The sequence below is a fragment of the Leisingera sp. ANG1 genome (assembly GCF_000203975.2).
In the GTDB taxonomy this organism is placed as follows: domain Bacteria; phylum Pseudomonadota; class Alphaproteobacteria; order Rhodobacterales; family Rhodobacteraceae; genus Leisingera.
Genome location: NZ_AFCF02000006.1, coordinates 188,606 through 203,005 on the forward strand (window position 1 = coordinate 188,606; position 14,400 = coordinate 203,005).

15 protein-coding genes and 1 riboswitch are annotated in these 14,400 nt (G+C 62.8%); of the genes, 10 read left to right on the forward strand and 5 right to left on the reverse strand.

All coding sequences use genetic code 11. The features are described 5' to 3' along the window. Positions 1-148 precede the first annotated feature (148 nt). Together GC1_RS10365 and GC1_RS10370 are read left to right on the forward strand one after the other, a co-directional pair. Positions 149-415 carry a hypothetical protein gene (locus GC1_RS10365; RefSeq protein WP_019297329.1) on the forward strand — a complete coding sequence of 89 codons (267 nt, stop codon included), beginning with the start codon at positions 149-151 and terminating at the stop codon, positions 413-415. Between the two features lie 11 nt (positions 416-426). Beyond that, entirely contained in the window at positions 427-1,071 is a 645-nt protein-coding gene (locus tag GC1_RS10370; protein WP_019297328.1) for a DUF1523 family protein, read from the forward strand. Positions 1,072-1,144: 73 nt separating this feature from the next. Here the strand turns inward: GC1_RS10370 and GC1_RS10375 are convergent, their stop codons facing one another. Both GC1_RS10375 and GC1_RS10380 read right to left on the reverse strand, forming a co-directional pair. After that, positions 1,145-1,696 carry a TetR/AcrR family transcriptional regulator gene (locus GC1_RS10375; protein WP_082020130.1) on the reverse strand — a complete coding sequence of 184 codons (552 nt, stop codon included), beginning with the start codon at positions 1,694-1,696 and terminating at the stop codon, positions 1,145-1,147. Between the two features lie 3 nt (positions 1,697-1,699). Continuing rightward, positions 1,700-2,236 (reverse strand): dihydrofolate reductase family protein, encoded by a 537-nt coding sequence (locus GC1_RS10380; RefSeq protein WP_019297326.1) that lies wholly within the window; start codon positions 2,234-2,236, stop codon positions 1,700-1,702. A gap of 271 nt (positions 2,237-2,507) precedes the next feature. Beyond that, positions 2,508-2,706: riboswitch (cobalamin riboswitch) on the forward strand. 107 nt (positions 2,707-2,813) lie between these two features. Here GC1_RS10380 and GC1_RS10385 point away from each other — a divergent pair. The 3 genes from GC1_RS10385 (at position 2,814) to rpiB (ending at position 5,729) form a co-directional block, all read left to right on the forward strand. Then, positions 2,814-4,049, forward strand: a complete 1,236-nt coding sequence (locus GC1_RS10385) for an aromatic ring-hydroxylating oxygenase subunit alpha (protein WP_029204927.1) — start codon at positions 2,814-2,816, stop codon at positions 4,047-4,049. Between the two features lie 4 nt (positions 4,050-4,053). Continuing rightward, on the forward strand, positions 4,054-5,139 hold the full coding sequence (locus GC1_RS10390; RefSeq protein ID WP_019297323.1) for a hybrid-cluster NAD(P)-dependent oxidoreductase: 1,086 nt from the start codon (positions 4,054-4,056) through the stop codon (positions 5,137-5,139). A gap of 140 nt (positions 5,140-5,279) precedes the next feature. Continuing rightward, entirely contained in the window at positions 5,280-5,729 is a 450-nt protein-coding gene (gene rpiB / locus GC1_RS10395; RefSeq protein ID WP_019297322.1) for a ribose 5-phosphate isomerase B, read from the forward strand. Between the two features lie 41 nt (positions 5,730-5,770). On the opposite strand, the gene GC1_RS10400 is transcribed toward rpiB, so the two are convergent. Continuing rightward, positions 5,771-7,348 carry a DUF5928 domain-containing protein gene (locus GC1_RS10400; RefSeq protein WP_019297321.1) on the reverse strand — a complete coding sequence of 526 codons (1,578 nt, stop codon included), beginning with the start codon at positions 7,346-7,348 and terminating at the stop codon, positions 5,771-5,773. A 142-nt stretch (positions 7,349-7,490) separates the two neighbouring features. On the opposite strand from GC1_RS10400, the gene GC1_RS10405 reads away from it, so the two are divergent. Both GC1_RS10405 and GC1_RS22845 read left to right on the forward strand, forming a co-directional pair. Next, positions 7,491-8,309 carry a sulfotransferase family protein gene (locus GC1_RS10405; protein WP_019297320.1) on the forward strand — a complete coding sequence of 273 codons (819 nt, stop codon included), beginning with the start codon at positions 7,491-7,493 and terminating at the stop codon, positions 8,307-8,309. A 2-nt stretch (positions 8,310-8,311) separates the two neighbouring features. Continuing rightward, entirely contained in the window at positions 8,312-8,659 is a 348-nt protein-coding gene (locus GC1_RS22845; RefSeq protein WP_036762347.1) for a DUF6678 family protein, read from the forward strand. 457 nt (positions 8,660-9,116) lie between these two features. On the opposite strand, the gene ilvD is transcribed toward GC1_RS22845, so the two are convergent. Together ilvD and GC1_RS10420 are read right to left on the reverse strand one after the other, a co-directional pair. Continuing rightward, positions 9,117-10,961 (reverse strand): dihydroxy-acid dehydratase, encoded by a 1,845-nt coding sequence (gene ilvD / locus GC1_RS10415; RefSeq protein ID WP_019297318.1) that lies wholly within the window; start codon positions 10,959-10,961, stop codon positions 9,117-9,119. 133 nt (positions 10,962-11,094) lie between these two features. Continuing rightward, a complete protein-coding gene (locus GC1_RS10420; protein WP_019297317.1) occupies positions 11,095-12,273 on the reverse strand; it encodes a benzoate/H(+) symporter BenE family transporter in 1,179 nt (392 codons plus the stop codon). A 105-nt stretch (positions 12,274-12,378) separates the two neighbouring features. Here GC1_RS10420 and GC1_RS10425 point away from each other — a divergent pair, with 105 nt between their 5' ends. The 3 genes from GC1_RS10425 (at position 12,379) to smpB (ending at position 14,399) form a co-directional block, all read left to right on the forward strand. Then, a complete protein-coding gene (locus tag GC1_RS10425; protein ID WP_019297316.1) occupies positions 12,379-12,939 on the forward strand; it encodes a helix-turn-helix domain-containing protein in 561 nt (186 codons plus the stop codon). Positions 12,940-13,017: 78 nt separating this feature from the next. Beyond that, positions 13,018-13,872, forward strand: coding sequence for a DMT family transporter (locus tag GC1_RS10430; protein WP_019297315.1), 855 nt, complete (start codon positions 13,018-13,020; stop codon positions 13,870-13,872). A gap of 44 nt (positions 13,873-13,916) precedes the next feature. Next, positions 13,917-14,399, forward strand: a complete 483-nt coding sequence (gene smpB / locus GC1_RS10435) for an SsrA-binding protein SmpB (protein ID WP_019297314.1) — start codon at positions 13,917-13,919, stop codon at positions 14,397-14,399. The last annotated feature ends 1 nt before the right edge of the window (position 14,400 follow it).

The following is a 14,400-nucleotide window of genomic DNA, read 5'->3' on the forward strand; positions in this document are numbered from 1 at the left end:
ATGGTCCTATTGGAGAAACTTAATTCTTCCCGGATCGCTTGCGATCCGGTTCGCGCCCGACCCGCCCCCATGGGCGGGCGCGAAGTGCGCCCACCCCGGGACGGGCGCGAACCTATGTTACGTGCAAAAGCTCAGGAGGCGTGCTGAGATGTTCGGCTTTATCCGCCTGATCCTGATCCTCTTGGTGGTGCTGACCGTGGTCTATGCCGCAGTGTCGCTCTATTCGCGCGAGATGCGGCGGCTGAAGCTTAAGCGGCGCTGGAAAGAGAAGGGGTTGACCGGCGACCGCGCGGCCTTCATCCAGCGGGGGCTGAAACAATACGACAACTCGTTCCGGCGCAAGCTAATCCTTCTGGTCTATATCATTCCGCTGGGGGCGCTGGCGCTCCTGATCTACGTCATTAACTTCATGTGAGGTCCACCCCCATGCGTTTCATCAAATGGGCTTTCCTGATTACCTTCTGGGTGCTGTTCGGCGCCTTTCTGCATTACACGCTGCCGCAGTATGACGTGGTGCGGATCGTCAACACCTACGAGGAACGGCAGGAGCTGAACGACTGGACGCGGGTATTCTGGTCCAAGCCCGACGACCAGTCGGCGCAGCTGATCAACCGCGATGTGCAGTTCATCCAGGCAGTGCGCGCCAACGGCCGCAATATGGTCTACCGCAACGAGGACACCGGCTGGAACTGGCCGCCCTATTTCAAGTTCGACACCGCGAACCTGTACACAGACGCCAATGACAGCATCTCGACCAAGGCGAACCCGGAGTGGGTGGCGGTGATGCATTACGGCTGGCGCAACGAGTTCCTGTCGATCTTCCCCAATGCGGTGACGATCAAGCCGGTGGCGGGGCCGGAGGACAAGCCAACCAACTGGTTCTCGATCATCTTCCTGGTGCTGCTCGCGGCGCTGTTGTGGGCCATATATGTGCGTTGGCGCCGGTTCCGGCAGGCGCGGATCGACCCGATGATCGAAAGCGCCGAGGACAGCCTCTATGCGGCAGGCGATGCCATTGCTGAGCGCAAGGGCCGGTTCCGGCGCTGGCTGGATACCTGGAAATCGAAGTGACGGGAGGGGCCGCCGGATGGGCGGCTCTGAAAGACACAAACGGATGCGCGGGCCTGAAGCGGCCCGCGTTTGTTTATTCGATCCGGTCCAGCACCCAGACCAGCGCGGGGGTGAAGCCGTCAGGTGACAGCGCTCCGCGTGGTGCCGCGGCGGCGGCAAAGGCGAAGCCGTGTGTGTAATCCACCAGCAGGCAGAGAAGGGTGCGGGCCTCTGAGCCGGATACGCCTGCGGCGGTGATTTCCGCCTCGATCAGCCGGGTCAGCCCGGTCAGGGCAGGACCGATCAGGGACGGGTCCTCCAGGATGCATTTCGCAAGTTCCGGGTGCCGGGTCACCTGGGTGCAATAGCGGGTCATCAGGTCACGCAGCCGCAATTTGGGCGTTGCCGCTTCTGACGGTGCATCCGCACCTTCAAACGCAATGGCGACGAGGGATGCGATCATCTCGTCCCTGGTTCCGGCGTGATGGGCAACGGCCATAGGGGTGACGCCAAGCGCCGCAGCCAGTGCCTTGAACGTGAGGGCCTTGCTGCCACCTTCGTCAAGCAGCTCCAAGGCTTTCTGCAGCACATCATCCTTGCTGAGGGTGCGGCTTCCTCTGGGCGGGCGACCCATGCGCGGGGGCATTGGTCAGGCCACCTGGAACGTGGTCTGGACCATGCCGGTGGGCAGGATGCGGGAGCTTGCCACCTGGAGGTCGATGTCCCGGTCCAGGCTGCCGAACAAGGGGATGCCGCTGCCGATCAGGATCGGAACCGTTGTGATGGTCAAATCGGCGATCAGCCCCTGGCGCAGGAAGGACTGCACCATCCGGCCGCCGTCGACATAGGCGCGGGTCCAGCCCTGTTCTTGCAGTTCCTGCATGAGGTCTGCGGGCGCGGCGGTGCTGAGGCGCACCTTGTCCTTCAGCTCTTCGGGAATGTCCTGTTCACTCAGGCTGTTGCTGAGGACCACAACCGGTTTGGTGTAGGGCCATTGGCCGAACCCCAGCACGGTGCGGAATGAGCCCGTCCCCATGATCAGCCCGTCGACACTGTCCATGAAGGCGGCAAAACCGCCATCGTCATCTTCGGCGTCGGGCTGTTTGAGCAGCCAGTCCAGCGAATGGTCCTGCCGGGCCACGAAGCCGTCGAGGCTGGTGGCGATGAAGACGTGGCCGGTGGTCATCGGATTCTCCTGTGCATCATTTAACTATACGAAATATAATTAAGTGCAATTCGTGTTCCAGGGGGCCAGCGCAAGATTCGCTGTTTGCGAATCGATCTGCAGCGGCTGGCAGCGCCTAACCGCATGAAAGATAAGCGCTTGCCGCAAACGGGCTGGCGGATGCCGGTTTGAGATTCTGGACATCCCTGTCCCTGCAGGCATGGCAAACATGCATGTCTTTTTCCGGTTTTGGCGGGTCGGATTTGTCTCCGCCGGCGGCGCGGGATTCGGGCATTTTCCGCTTCAGCAAGGTGCCGCCCCTAGGGGTGGAGAATTGGGAAGCTGGTGAAATTCCGGCACTGCCCCCGCAACGGTGACCCCGGGCAAGGCATGGCAATAACCACTGAAGCAACGGCTTCGGGAAGGTGCCAGGCCCCGCCGCCGAATGGCCCCGGGACAGTCCGGAAACCAGCCTTGCCCCGAAAACGTCAACCGCGGGCGGCGGCGGGGCGGTTGCAGGCGCGTGGCCTGCAATCTCTCTATCTATGCCCGCAGCCAAGCCAACCTGCCGCGGGGATGCGGCAAAGGAGAGAAGCAGATGCTTCACGACAGCGAAATTCTGGCCAAACTGGTCGCCCGTCAGAAAAACTATTCCCTGGAGCAGGCGTTTTACACCGACCCGGGCGTGCTGGATCTGGACATGCGCCAGATCTTCTACCGCGAATGGCTGTTTGCCATTCCCGCCTGCGAGATCCCGAAGGCGGGCAACTTCGTGACCCATCAGGTCGGCGCCTACAACGTCATCATCGTGCGCGGCACCGATGGCGAGGTGCGTGCCTTCCACAACGCCTGCCGCCACCGCGGTTCTGTTGTGTGCAAGGCCAAGAAGGGCAACTCGCCCAAGCTGGTCTGCCCCTACCACCAGTGGACCTACGAGCTGGACGGCTCACTGCTGTGGGCGCGCGATATGGGGCCGGACTTCGATGCCTCCAAACACGGGCTGAAGCCGGTGCATTGCCGTGACCTGGCCGGCTTGATCTACATCTGCCTGGCGGATGAGGCGCCGGACTTCGACGCTTTTGCCGCAGTTGCGCGCCCCTATCTGGAGCCGCATGACCTGGGTAACGCTAAGGTCGCCTATGAAAGCTCGATCATCGAGAACGGCAACTGGAAGCTGGTCTGGGAGAACAACCGCGAGTGCTATCACTGCGGCGGCAACCACCCGTCGCTGTGCCGGACCTTCCCAGAAGATCCGTCGGTGACCGGCGTCGAGGGCGGTGAGACCCCGCCGCATCTGCAAAAGCATTTCGACCGGATCGAAGCGGCGGGCGTGCCGGCGCAGTTCCAGATCGATGCGCGCGGCCAGTACCGGGTGGCGCGGATGCCACTGAACGAGGGTGCCGAGAGCTATACCATGGACGGCAAGGCAGCTGTCGCCAAGCAGCTGGGCCGGGTGCCGTTTGCCGATGCGGGCACGCTGCTGAAGTTCCATTACCCGACCACCTGGAACCACTTCCTGCCAGATCATTCCATCGTGTTCCGGGTGACCCCGATTAGCCCGACCGAAACCGAAGTCACCACCAAGTGGCTGGTGCACAAGGACGCGGTGGAAGGTCAGGACTATGACCTGAAGCGGCTGACCGAGGTCTGGGTTGCCACCAACGACGAGGACCGCATCGTGGTAGAGGACAACCAGCGCGGCATCAACTCGCCCGCTTATGAGCCCGGTCCCTATTCGGAAGTGCAGGAGAGCGGCGTCATCCAGTTCTCCAACTGGTACGCCGACCACCTGACCCGCGCGCTGACCGGCCGCCACCTGATCGCGGCGGAGTAAGCGTATGGGACTGCAGGCCAACTTCGAGACGCTGGACGAAACCCTGGCGTGGAAGGACGACGAGAAGCTGGAATGCGTCTCTGTCGTGCCGGAAGCGCCGAACACCGCCACCTTCAGCTTCCGCGCGCCTTCGGGCGCGTGGTTCAAATACCAGCCGGGCCAGTTCCTGACCCTGGAGCTGCCGGTGCCGGGGGAGGCAGTCTGGCGGACCTATACGATCAGCTCCTCGCCGTCGCGGCCCTTGTCGATCTCAGTGACGGTGAAGGCGCAAGGAGACAGCATCGGCACCCGCTGGATGCTGGACAGCCTGAAACCGGGTATGTTCCTCAAGGCCTCCGGCCCGGCGGGCGTGTTCACCCTGCCCAAGCGCCCGAACGGCAAGTTCCTGTTCATCTCTGCGGGCTCCGGGATCACACCCAGCCTGTCGATGACCCAGTACCTGTTCGACCGCGGCCAATCGCCGGACGTCTGTTTCATCAACTGCGCCAAGCGCCCCAGCGAGATTATCGCGCGGCGCCAGCTTGAGGGCATGGCGGCGCGGGTGCCGGGCATCAAGCTGCACTTCGTTGTGGAGGAGGACGACCCCTATCAGGTCTGGACCGGCTACCGCGGACAGCTGAACCAGATCATGCTGGGCCTGATCGCCGGTGACTACCTGGAGCGCGAGGTCTATTGCTGCGGGCCGGAGCCGTTCATGCAGGCGGTGCGCGACATGCTGAACGGTCTGGGCTTCGACATGGAGAACTACAACCAGGAAAGCTTTGGCGCGCCGGTGGAGACAGAGGCAGATGCGCCGGAGCTGGACGATGTTGTTCCGGCAGAAACCGCTGCCGCCGAGATCACTTTTGCAGCGTCGGGCGTCACCGCAACCTGCACCGAGACCGACACCGTGCTGGCAGTGGCCAAGGCGTCGGGCCTCAACATCCCGTCGGGATGCACCTTCGGCATTTGCGGCACCTGCAAGGTCAAGAAGACCGCAGGCGACGTGCATATGGTCCACAACGGCGGCATCTCGGAAGAGGACGTGGAGGCAGGGTATATCCTGGCCTGCTGCTCCAACCCGATTGGCCGGGTCGAAGTGGAAATCTGATCTGTCGGAGGGCCTCCCGCGGGCCCTCCGCTCCCTTCTGGTCCGGGCCTGCGGCGATAAAGGGATTGACGCCGCGCCCGTCCCTTGGTCAACACGGGGCCAAGCCTCATACCCCCGTTGCGACACAGGACCATCAGACCATGACTGCCAGCAAACGCATTGCCCTTTCCAGCGACCACGCCGCCATCGAGCTGCGCAAGGCCGTTGCCGCCCATATCGAAGCGCAGGGCTGGGAGGTCGAGGACATCGGCCCGCAAACCCCGGAAAGCACCCATTATCCCAAGCACGGCGCCGCCGCGGCACAGCTGGTGGCCTCTGGCGACTGCACTCTGGGCATTGTCCTGTGCGGCACCGGCCAGGGCATCATGATGGCGGCGAACAAGGTGAAGGGCATCCGCTGCGGTGTCTGCTCCGACACGTTTTCAGCCAAGATGATCCGTGCCCATAACAATGCCAACATGCTGTCGATCGGCGCCCGCGTGGTTGGTGAAGGGCTGGCGCTGGAAATCGTCGATGCCTTCCTGGGCACGGAATTCGAAGGCGGCCGCCACGGCACCCGCGTCGACATGATCAACGCGCTGGAAGACTGAGACCTGGCCCTCTCGCCCGGCAGCGCAGGGCCGCGTCCCGCTCAGTCTGCAAAAAGATAACTGGTCCCGGCAATTTGCCGGGACTGATCGCCGGACAGGTTCAGAAAGCCGCTGAGCTGGTCTGCGTTTTCCTCCACGCTGCTGCTTTCCCGTATCTCGTAGAGCTGGCCGAAGCCTGCATCGCGGATGCGGTCGTTTTCATGCAGGATGTCGTTGCGGATCGTTGGCAGCAGCCGTTCGAGCGTCAGCTGCGGCGTGCGTTCGCCTGCCAGTCCGACCCGGCGGGCATGGCCGATCAGGTAGTCGTCGCTGAAATCGCATTCGATGTGCAGAAAGCGGGTCGATGACCGGTCTGAATGGAAATCGTTCATCAGGTCGATGGCGCCGGGGTCCAGGCAGATGATCAGCTGATCGGATTCATAGTATTCGAACAGCATCCGCATTAGCGCCCGGCGGTGACGGGTGCGTTTCATCAGCGCCGCCTGAATGCCGCCGAGGTCGGGCAGCGGGGTGTCTTCCTCGTTGAACAGGTATTCGATTGCCGGGATGTTGGTGACCTGCCGGATCTGTTCCAGCAGCCGCTTGGCGACATGCCATTTCTTGCAGACCACGATCAGCAGCTCGCGTTCACGGCCCAGGGTGCTTTCGGTTTCCCAGAACCTGGGCGCAAAGCGGCGGCCGTCGCGCCCGCGCTGGGCCAGGAACTTGTAGAGGCTTCTGCCCTCGTTGGAGATCTGGAAGTCCACCCCCTGCGCCGCATAGAGCCGCCCGAGCCGCGACTTCAGCTCCTTGGCCTCGGGGCTGATTTTGCGGGCAAACAGAAAGTCCTGGCTGAGCAGCAGGTCATAGTGATCATTGTAGAAGTTCACCGGCATCCCGTAGTCGGTGAACATCAGGAAGGTGAGGGTGCGGGTTTCGATCTCCGCTTCCGGGATCAAGTGGCGCACCAGGGTTTGAAAGAAGGTCTCGTCCGGAATCCATGTGGTGCGGAAAAAGCGCATCACGTCGCGGCGCTTGCGGATGAAACCCAGGATCCATTCGACCGTGCGGCGGCGCAGGCACCACCACTGGCTGCCGATCTGCACCTGGATGTCGGCGGGAATCTCCCGCTGCAGCCCCAGGCGTTTTTGCAGGCCGTGGCTCCAGTAAAACAGTTGCTTGTGCTTGCGCTCGTTGAAGAAGTGCCGGTAGATCAGCCGCTCCTCCTTCATGCCGGTCTTGATCCAGTCGCTTTCGAAGAAGTCGAAGCTCTCGATGAAATCCTTGTCGTGCGCATCCAGGAACTGGTGGGCGTATTCCGCCGTTTTCACCGCCATGCAATCGCCCGACAGCATGTAGAAATGGGTGGCGCGCGGAAACTCCTCCACGGCGCTGCGCAGCGCATGCAGTGTCGCCTCGACCAGCGACCACTCGCCCCAGCCGCATTTGATGCGCTTCTTGGCAAAGGTAACGTTGGGGTTGTCTGCAAGCTCCGACCGGATCAGCTGGTAATCCTCCGGCGCTGCCCGCCCGTCAAAGTGGATCGCCATGCAGTCGCCGGCCGCCGTCAGCCGCTCAGCCTGCTGGATGATCGCCTCGGGGTCTTTATGGCAGAGCAGAATATATGCGATTTTTGCCATTGGGGGGACGGACTGCCTTGTTCTGCCTGATTGTTTACCTTGATAAGCGCGCTGTACGCACGAATAAACCAGATAGTTCCCGTTTCGGTAAACATATGCGATTACTGCTGGGAACAGGCAAAGACGGACAAGAGGGCGGCAAATGGGGTTTCCCGGCACCTGGATGACGGAAAGTGAGAGTGTGGTCTACCGGGTGGTGCCGAAATGCGCCTGCTCGACGATTGGGCAGATCCTCTATTACTCGGACCACGGACGGTTCTTTGACGGTGACATTCACGACGCCAAGGACGGTCTGCACAAATGGGCGCTGGAGCACAGCCAGGGGCCGATCACGCGAAATGTGCAGGGGCAGAGGTCCTATGCTTTCACCTGTGTGCGCAACCCCTATACCCGGATCCTGTCATCGTTCTTCGACAAGATCTGCGGCATCCAGCGCAACGGCAAGCGCTACCGCGGCAACCTGGTGCCCAAGCTGGCCTATGAGTACGGGATCGAGGTCGGTGGCGACGACGGCAAGCAGGAGTTCGACCAGATCGCCAGCTTCCGCCGGTTTCTGCTGTTTGCGCGCGACACCATCCGCTGGCGCCGCCCGATGGACCCGGACATCCACTGGTCGGCGATGTCGGGGCATGTGTCGACTTTCATCCTGAACGGCGGGCGCTACAACCAGATCTTCTGGACCGAGGCGTTCAATGACGGGATGCAGGGGGTGCTGGACGCGATCGAGACGCCGCATCCCGTGGACCTGACCGCAATCCCGCGCTTCAACGAAAGCGAGGGCCACGGCCCCAAGCGCGCCCATCCGGTGGAGGATTACTTCGACGACCTGTCGATGCATCTAGTCTACGAGATCTACAAGCGCGATTTCGAGCTGTTCAAATACGATTTCGAAAACCCGGCCAACAAGATGCCGGTGGGCGAGATCGACCTGGACGAGGTGCACGCCAAGCTGGGGGAGTAACCGTGACGCGGGCGTTTGAGGGTTTCTATGCGGTTTGCAACCATACCAAATGGATGGAGCTCAGGGCCCTGGTTCTGTCTCTGGGCGCGGATGAAAGGTCTGACTTCCGGTCCCGTTGTATTGCTAGCGGAAACGTGAGTGGTTGGGAACGCGAGTGGTTTTACCATTTCTGCGACGGCGGTTTTGCGGATCTGGAATGGGTCGAACTGCGTGGCAGCTGCCTGGCTGATGCCGAATTTCAAAAACGGCTTGCGCAGATTGGATTGGCTGGGAAAGCCGAAGGAAATGCAGTGCGCATTTTTGGCTTTGTGACATGCGGCGAGACAGCAGATAAACTGTCCTTCGCCTAGATTTCTTGAGTGCCGAAGCGAGGGGCTCCCGCGCCATGCTGCCGCATCATAGATGCAGCAGCATAAGACTTGGGCCGGGCTCCGCTGGCGCGGCGCGGTTGCGTTCAAAGCGCGGTGGTCCCGCTTCTTTCTGGTTCAAAATACCCCCCGCCGGAGGCGCGCCGTGCGCCTGCACGGCGCAAAGCCCAACGCCGCTCGGTGCACTGGCGTGAGCCAGAGGGCCGCAGCGGGGGCGGGAGAGATTGGCGGATGCAGAAAATTTTCTGAGAAGCGGTTCAGGGGCAGGGCTGCCCTGAACGCGCTTTCCCCATGGTAAAGCACCTGAAACCGCCTCAAGGGCAAGCGGCTGCGCCGCCGCGCGTTCGCGCGGCCCTTGACCCGGCTTCAGGCGCGGGAGCCAAAAGAAAACCCGCCGCGTAGAGGCGGCGGGTTCTGTGTGCTCCAAGTCTGAGCGGTATCAGTCCTCGTCGGGCAACGCGCGCACCGCGCCTTTGGCGGCGGAGGTTGCCAGCAGCGCGTAGGCCTTCAGCGCCTTGGAGACCTTGCGCTTGCGCGGTTCGGCGGGTTTCCAGCCCTTGGTGTCCTGTTCCTCGCGGCGCGCGGCCAGGTCCTCGTCGGAGACAGCCAGATGGATCGAGCGGTTGGGGATGTCGATCTCGATCCTGTCGCCCTGGCGCACCAGGCCGATGGTGCCGCCCTCGGCTGCCTCGGGCGAGACATGGCCAATCGACAGGCCGGAGGTGCCGCCGGAGAAGCGGCCGTCAGTCAGCAGCGCGCAGGCTTTGCCCAGGCCCTTCGACTTGAGGTAGGAGGTCGGGTAGAGCATTTCCTGCATCCCCGGACCACCGCGCGGGCCTTCGTAGCGGATCACCACCACGTCGCCTTCCTTGACCTTGCCGGTAAGGATGTCGTTCACGGCGGCGTCCTGGCTTTCGCAGACATAGGCCGAGCCGGTGAATTTCAGGATGTTTTCATCCACGCCCGCGGTCTTCACGATGCAGCCGTCCAGAGCGATATTGCCGAAGAGCACCGCAAGGCCGCCGTCCTGGCTGAAGGCGTGCTCCTTGGCGCGGATCACACCGTTTTCACGGTCGGTGTCCAGTTCCTTGTAGCGGTTGGCCTGGGAAAAGGCCTGGGTGGTGCGGACGCCGCCAGGGGCGGCCTTGAACAGCTCTTCGGCCTCCGGGTTGTTGGCGACCTTGATGTCCCATTTGGCAATCGCCTCGCCCATGGATGAGGAATGCACGGTGTGGCAGTCGTTGTGCAAAAGGCCTGCGCGGCTCAGCTCGCCCAGGATCGAGAAGATGCCGCCGGCGCGGTGCACGTCCTCCATGTGGACGTTGTGGATGTTCGGCGCGACCTTGCACAGGCAGGGCACTTTGCGGCTCAACTGGTCCATGTGTGACATGTTGAAATCCACCTTGCCTTCGTTGGCGATGGCCAGGAGGTGCAGCACAGTGTTGGTGGAGCCGCCCATGGCGATATCGAGGCTCATCGCGTTCTCAAACGCCTCAAACGTGGCAATTTCGCGCGGCAGCAGGCCTTTTTCCTCGTCCTGGTAGTGACGCTTAGTGATCTCGACGATCTTGCGCCCGGCCTCCAGGAAGAGGCCCTTGCGGTCGGCGTGCGTCGCCAGCGTCGAGCCGTTGCCCGGCAGCGCCAGGCCCAGGGCCTCGGCCAGGCAGTTCATTGAGTTGGCGGTGAACATGCCCGAGCACGACCCGCAGGTCGGGCAGGCGTTTTCCTCGATATGCTTCACCTGGTCGTCGGTGAACTTGTCATCCGCCGCCGCGACCATGGCATCCACCAGGTCGATCTTTTTCATGTCCAGATCGGCGATGTCGATCTTACCTGCCTCCATCGGGCCGCCGGAGACGAAGATCGCCGGGATGTTGAGACGCATGGCGGCCATCAGCATGCCCGGAGTGATCTTGTCGCAATTGGAGATGCAAACCATGGCATCCGCGCAGTGTGCGTTGACCATGTATTCGACGCTGTCGGCGATCACCTCGCGCGAGGGCAGCGAGTAGAGCATGCCGTCATGGCCCATGGCGATGCCGTCATCCACCGCGATGGTGTTGAACTCCTTGGCGACGCCGCCGGCCGCCTCGACCTCGCGGGCGACCATCTGGCCCAGGTCCTTGAGGTGGACGTGGCCGGGCACGAACTGGGTGAAGGAGTTGACAATGGCGATGATCGGCTTGCCGAAATCATCGTCTTTCATGCCGGTGGCGCGCCACAATCCGCGCGCGCCCGCCATGTTGCGGCCATGGGTGGAGGTTCTGGATCGGTACTTTGGCATCAGGCTGGTTCCCTTAGTCTTTGCCCTCAGGGACACGATTTGCGCAACAAAGGCAACCGGCCGGGGGGCTGTTCGGTAATTTTGGCGCAGTTTGCGCCGGATTTCAGTGGCGAAATGTCTCTCGGGCTGTTTCTCAGGCGCGGGCGGGGGCAGGTTCGGGGCTTTTCAGCCAGTGTTTCACCAGAAGGCCCAGCACCAGCGCCCAGAACGGCGCGCCGATTCCAAAGAAACTGATGCCGGAGACCGTGGTCATGAAGGTGATGAGCGCGGCCTCGCGCCCTTGCGGCTGAGCCAGCGCGGCAGACAGGCTGTTGCCGATGGTGGCCAGCAGCGCCAGGCCTGCGACGGTGGCAACCAGCGCCTTGGGGGCGATCAGAAAGAGGCTGATCACAGTGGCGCCGCCCAGTCCCACCAGGATGTAGACAACGCCCGTCATTACGCCTGCCAGATAGCGGGTTTCGGGGTTCTCGTCCGCTTCCGGGCCGGCGCAGATGGCGGCGGTAATGGCGGCAAGGTTGAAGGCAAAGCCGCCGAAGGGGGCGAGGATCAGCGAGGCCAGGCCGGTGATGGTCAGGCTGGCGGAAACCGGCGGCTCATAGCCGCAGGCCTTCAGCGCCACTACGCCGGGCATGTTTTGCGAGGACATGGTGACGATGTAGAGCGGCAGGCCGATGCCGATCAGCACCGGCAGCGAGAAGGCGGGCATCACGAACTCGGGGCGGGCCAGTGTCAGGTCCAGCGCCTCCAGGCTGCCGAAGGCACCTGTACTCGCGCACCATGCCACACCTGCGGCCAGCACCGCGGGAATGGTGTAGCGGGGGAACAGCTTGCGCCCGGCCAGAAAGGTCAGGCCCATCACCGCCACCAGCGCTGTGTCGGTCTGCAGCGAGGTGAAGGCAGAGAGACCGAACTGGAACAGGATGCCCGCCAGCATCGCGCTGGCCAGGCTGTCCGGGATCAGACGGGAGAGGGCGGCGAACCAGCCGGTAATACCCGTGAGCGTCAGGAGCGCCGCGCAGAGGAGGAAGGCGCCCACCGCCTCTGCCAGCGGCACGCCATTGAGGCTGACCGCCAGCAGCGCCGCGCCCGGTGTCGACCAGGCCGTCAGGACCGGCATCCGGTACATCAGAGAAAGGATCAGGCAGGTGATCCCCATGCCGAGCCCCAGCACCAGCATCCAGCTGTTGGCCTGTGCCTGTGTGGCGCCCACGGCCTCAATTGCCTGAAAGATAATGGCGACTGATCCGGTGTAGCCGACCAGCACGGCAACAGCGCCAGAAACGAGATGCGAAAGCTTCAGATCTTTGAGCATGCGGCTTTTCCTTGGCGGCCGGGCAGGGTAGGGTGGCGTGCGTTATAGCGCACACTACAATTCGTGCGCTATAACGCACAAGCGTTTTCTTGACGGGCAGAGACCATGAGCAATGACAGCATCACCCTGAACCTGCGGGAAATACGTACGGCGGCGGGACTTAGCCTGTCCAAAGCGGCGGAGGCCACAGGTGTCAGCAAGGCGATGCTGGGGCAGATCGAGCGCGGCGAATCAAGCCCGACGATTGCGACCCTGTGGAAAATCGCCAAGGGTTTCCATCTGCCGCTGACCGCCCTATTGGGCGAGGCCGCGCGGCCGGTGAGCGCGGCCACCGGCGTCTATGAAACGGTGCAGTTTCCCGGCAGCATCGGGGTCAAGATCGTCTTTCCTTTTGATCCGCTGCTGGGGGCGGAGACTTTTCAGGTGACGCTGCAGCCGGGGCAGAGCCACCAGTCGCAGCCGCATGACACCGGTGTGACCGAGGAGGTCTATGTGCTGCATGGCTCCATGGAAGTGCTGCGGGATGGCGAATGGGTGGCGCTGGAGCCGGGGCAGGGGCTGCGCTTTGCCGCCGACCAGCCGCATGGCTACCGCAGCCTTGAGACCGGCGCGGCGTTTCTCAACATGCATCACTACCGGCAGGCGGTTCTGACGCAGCGGGATTGATCTGCTTCACTTGTGTATTTTTTCGGGGCTGCCTACCACTTGCGCAAGTGATTGAGTTTTCAGGATTTGGAGCCGGGAATGGACACGCTGCGCGGAAGCCTTCTGATGGTGCTGGCCATGGCCGCCTTTGCGCTGGAGGACATGTTCATCAAATCCGCGGCTCTTGCGCTGCCGGTGGGGCAGATACTGATCCTGTTCGGGCTGGGCGGCATGGCGGTCTTTGCCGCGATGGCGCGTGCGCAGGGTCACGCCCCCTGGCACCCGGGCTTTGGCACGCGCCCGATGCTGTGGCGCTCCTTGGCGGAAGTTGTCGGGCGGCTGTGCTTCACCCTGGCAATTGCGCTGACGCCTTTGTCCTCGGCCTCGGCCATTTTGCAGGCGACACCGCTGGTGGTGGCTGCAGGGGCGGTTGTGTTCTTTGGCGAGACCGTCGGCTGGCGGCGCTGGCTGGCGATCGGGCTGGGGTTTGCCGGGGTGTTCATGATCCTGCGGCCGGGGCTGAGCGGTTTCGAACCGGCCTCGCTGTTTGCGGTGGCAGGCACGCTGGGGTTCGCGGGCCGCGATCTGGCCACCCGCGCGGCGCCCAAGGATATGAGCAACAACCAGTTGGGGTTCCTGGGCTTTGCCATGCTGGTGGTTGCCGGGATCATTGCGCTGGGCTGGACTGGCGGTGCGGTCTGGCCTGCCCCGCGTAATTGGCTGGACATCGCTGCGGCCACGGTGATCGGAGTGATTGCCTATAATGCTTTGTCGGGCGCGATGCGGGCAGGGGAAATTTCGGTCATTGCACCGTTCCGCTACACAAGGCTGGTCTTTGCCATGGTGCTGGGGGTGCTGGTGTTCGGCGAGCGCCCCGACACGCTGACCCTCATTGGCAGCGCGGTGATCGTCGTCAGTGGTGTTTTCACGCTGCTGCGCAGCCGCAAAGCGTAACCGTATCTTGCGCCCGCCGCGGTGCGGCCTTACATCTGCCGCCCATGGCCAAGAAGAAGCAGACATCAGACCCGAACTACAAGGTGATCGCCGAGAACCGGCGGGCACGTTTCGATTATGCAATCGAGGACGATATCGAATGCGGCATCGTGCTGGAGGGGTCCGAGGTCAAGGCGCTGCGCGGCAACGGCACCAATATCGCGGACAGCTATGCTGCGGTGGAAGAGGGCGAGTTGTGGCTGGTGAACTCCTACATTCCGCCATACGCGCAGGCCAAGGTGTTCAAGCATGAGGAACGCCGACGCCGCAAGCTGCTGGTGTCGCGCAAGGAACTGTCGGACCTGTGGAACCTCACCCAGCGCAAGGGCATGACCCTGGTGCCGCTGGTGATCTATTTCAACCACAAGGGCCGCGCCAAGATCAAGCTGGGCATCGCCAAGGGCAAAAAACTGCACGACAAGCGCGAAACCCAGGCCAAACGGGATTGGGGCCGCCAGAAACAGCGCCTGCTGAAGGACGCGCGGTAGG

What these genes read in the sequence shown, in the direction of transcription:
- GC1_RS10365 (WP_019297329.1), top strand. Translation starts at nt 149, where the DNA reads ATGTTCGGCTTTATCCGCCTGATCCTGATCCTCTTGGTGGTGCTGACC.
- GC1_RS10370 (WP_019297328.1), top strand. Translation starts at nt 427, where the DNA reads ATGCGTTTCATCAAATGGGCTTTCCTGATTACCTTCTGGGTGCTGTTC.
- GC1_RS10375 (WP_082020130.1), bottom strand. Translation starts at nt 1,696, where the DNA reads ATGCCCCCGCGCATGGGTCGCCCGCCCAGAGGAAGCCGCACCCTCAGC.
- GC1_RS10380 (WP_019297326.1), bottom strand. Translation starts at nt 2,236, where the DNA reads ATGACCACCGGCCACGTCTTCATCGCCACCAGCCTCGACGGCTTCGTG.
- GC1_RS10385 (WP_029204927.1), top strand. Translation starts at nt 2,814, where the DNA reads ATGCTTCACGACAGCGAAATTCTGGCCAAACTGGTCGCCCGTCAGAAA.
- GC1_RS10390 (WP_019297323.1), top strand. Translation starts at nt 4,054, where the DNA reads ATGGGACTGCAGGCCAACTTCGAGACGCTGGACGAAACCCTGGCGTGG.
- rpiB (WP_019297322.1), top strand. Translation starts at nt 5,280, where the DNA reads ATGACTGCCAGCAAACGCATTGCCCTTTCCAGCGACCACGCCGCCATC.
- GC1_RS10400 (WP_019297321.1), bottom strand. Translation starts at nt 7,348, where the DNA reads ATGGCAAAAATCGCATATATTCTGCTCTGCCATAAAGACCCCGAGGCG.
- GC1_RS10405 (WP_019297320.1), top strand. Translation starts at nt 7,491, where the DNA reads ATGGGGTTTCCCGGCACCTGGATGACGGAAAGTGAGAGTGTGGTCTAC.
- ilvD (WP_019297318.1), bottom strand. Translation starts at nt 10,961, where the DNA reads ATGCCAAAGTACCGATCCAGAACCTCCACCCATGGCCGCAACATGGCG.
- GC1_RS10420 (WP_019297317.1), bottom strand. Translation starts at nt 12,273, where the DNA reads ATGCTCAAAGATCTGAAGCTTTCGCATCTCGTTTCTGGCGCTGTTGCC.
- GC1_RS10425 (WP_019297316.1), top strand. Translation starts at nt 12,379, where the DNA reads ATGAGCAATGACAGCATCACCCTGAACCTGCGGGAAATACGTACGGCG.
- GC1_RS10430 (WP_019297315.1), top strand. Translation starts at nt 13,018, where the DNA reads ATGGACACGCTGCGCGGAAGCCTTCTGATGGTGCTGGCCATGGCCGCC.
- smpB (WP_019297314.1), top strand. Translation starts at nt 13,917, where the DNA reads ATGGCCAAGAAGAAGCAGACATCAGACCCGAACTACAAGGTGATCGCC.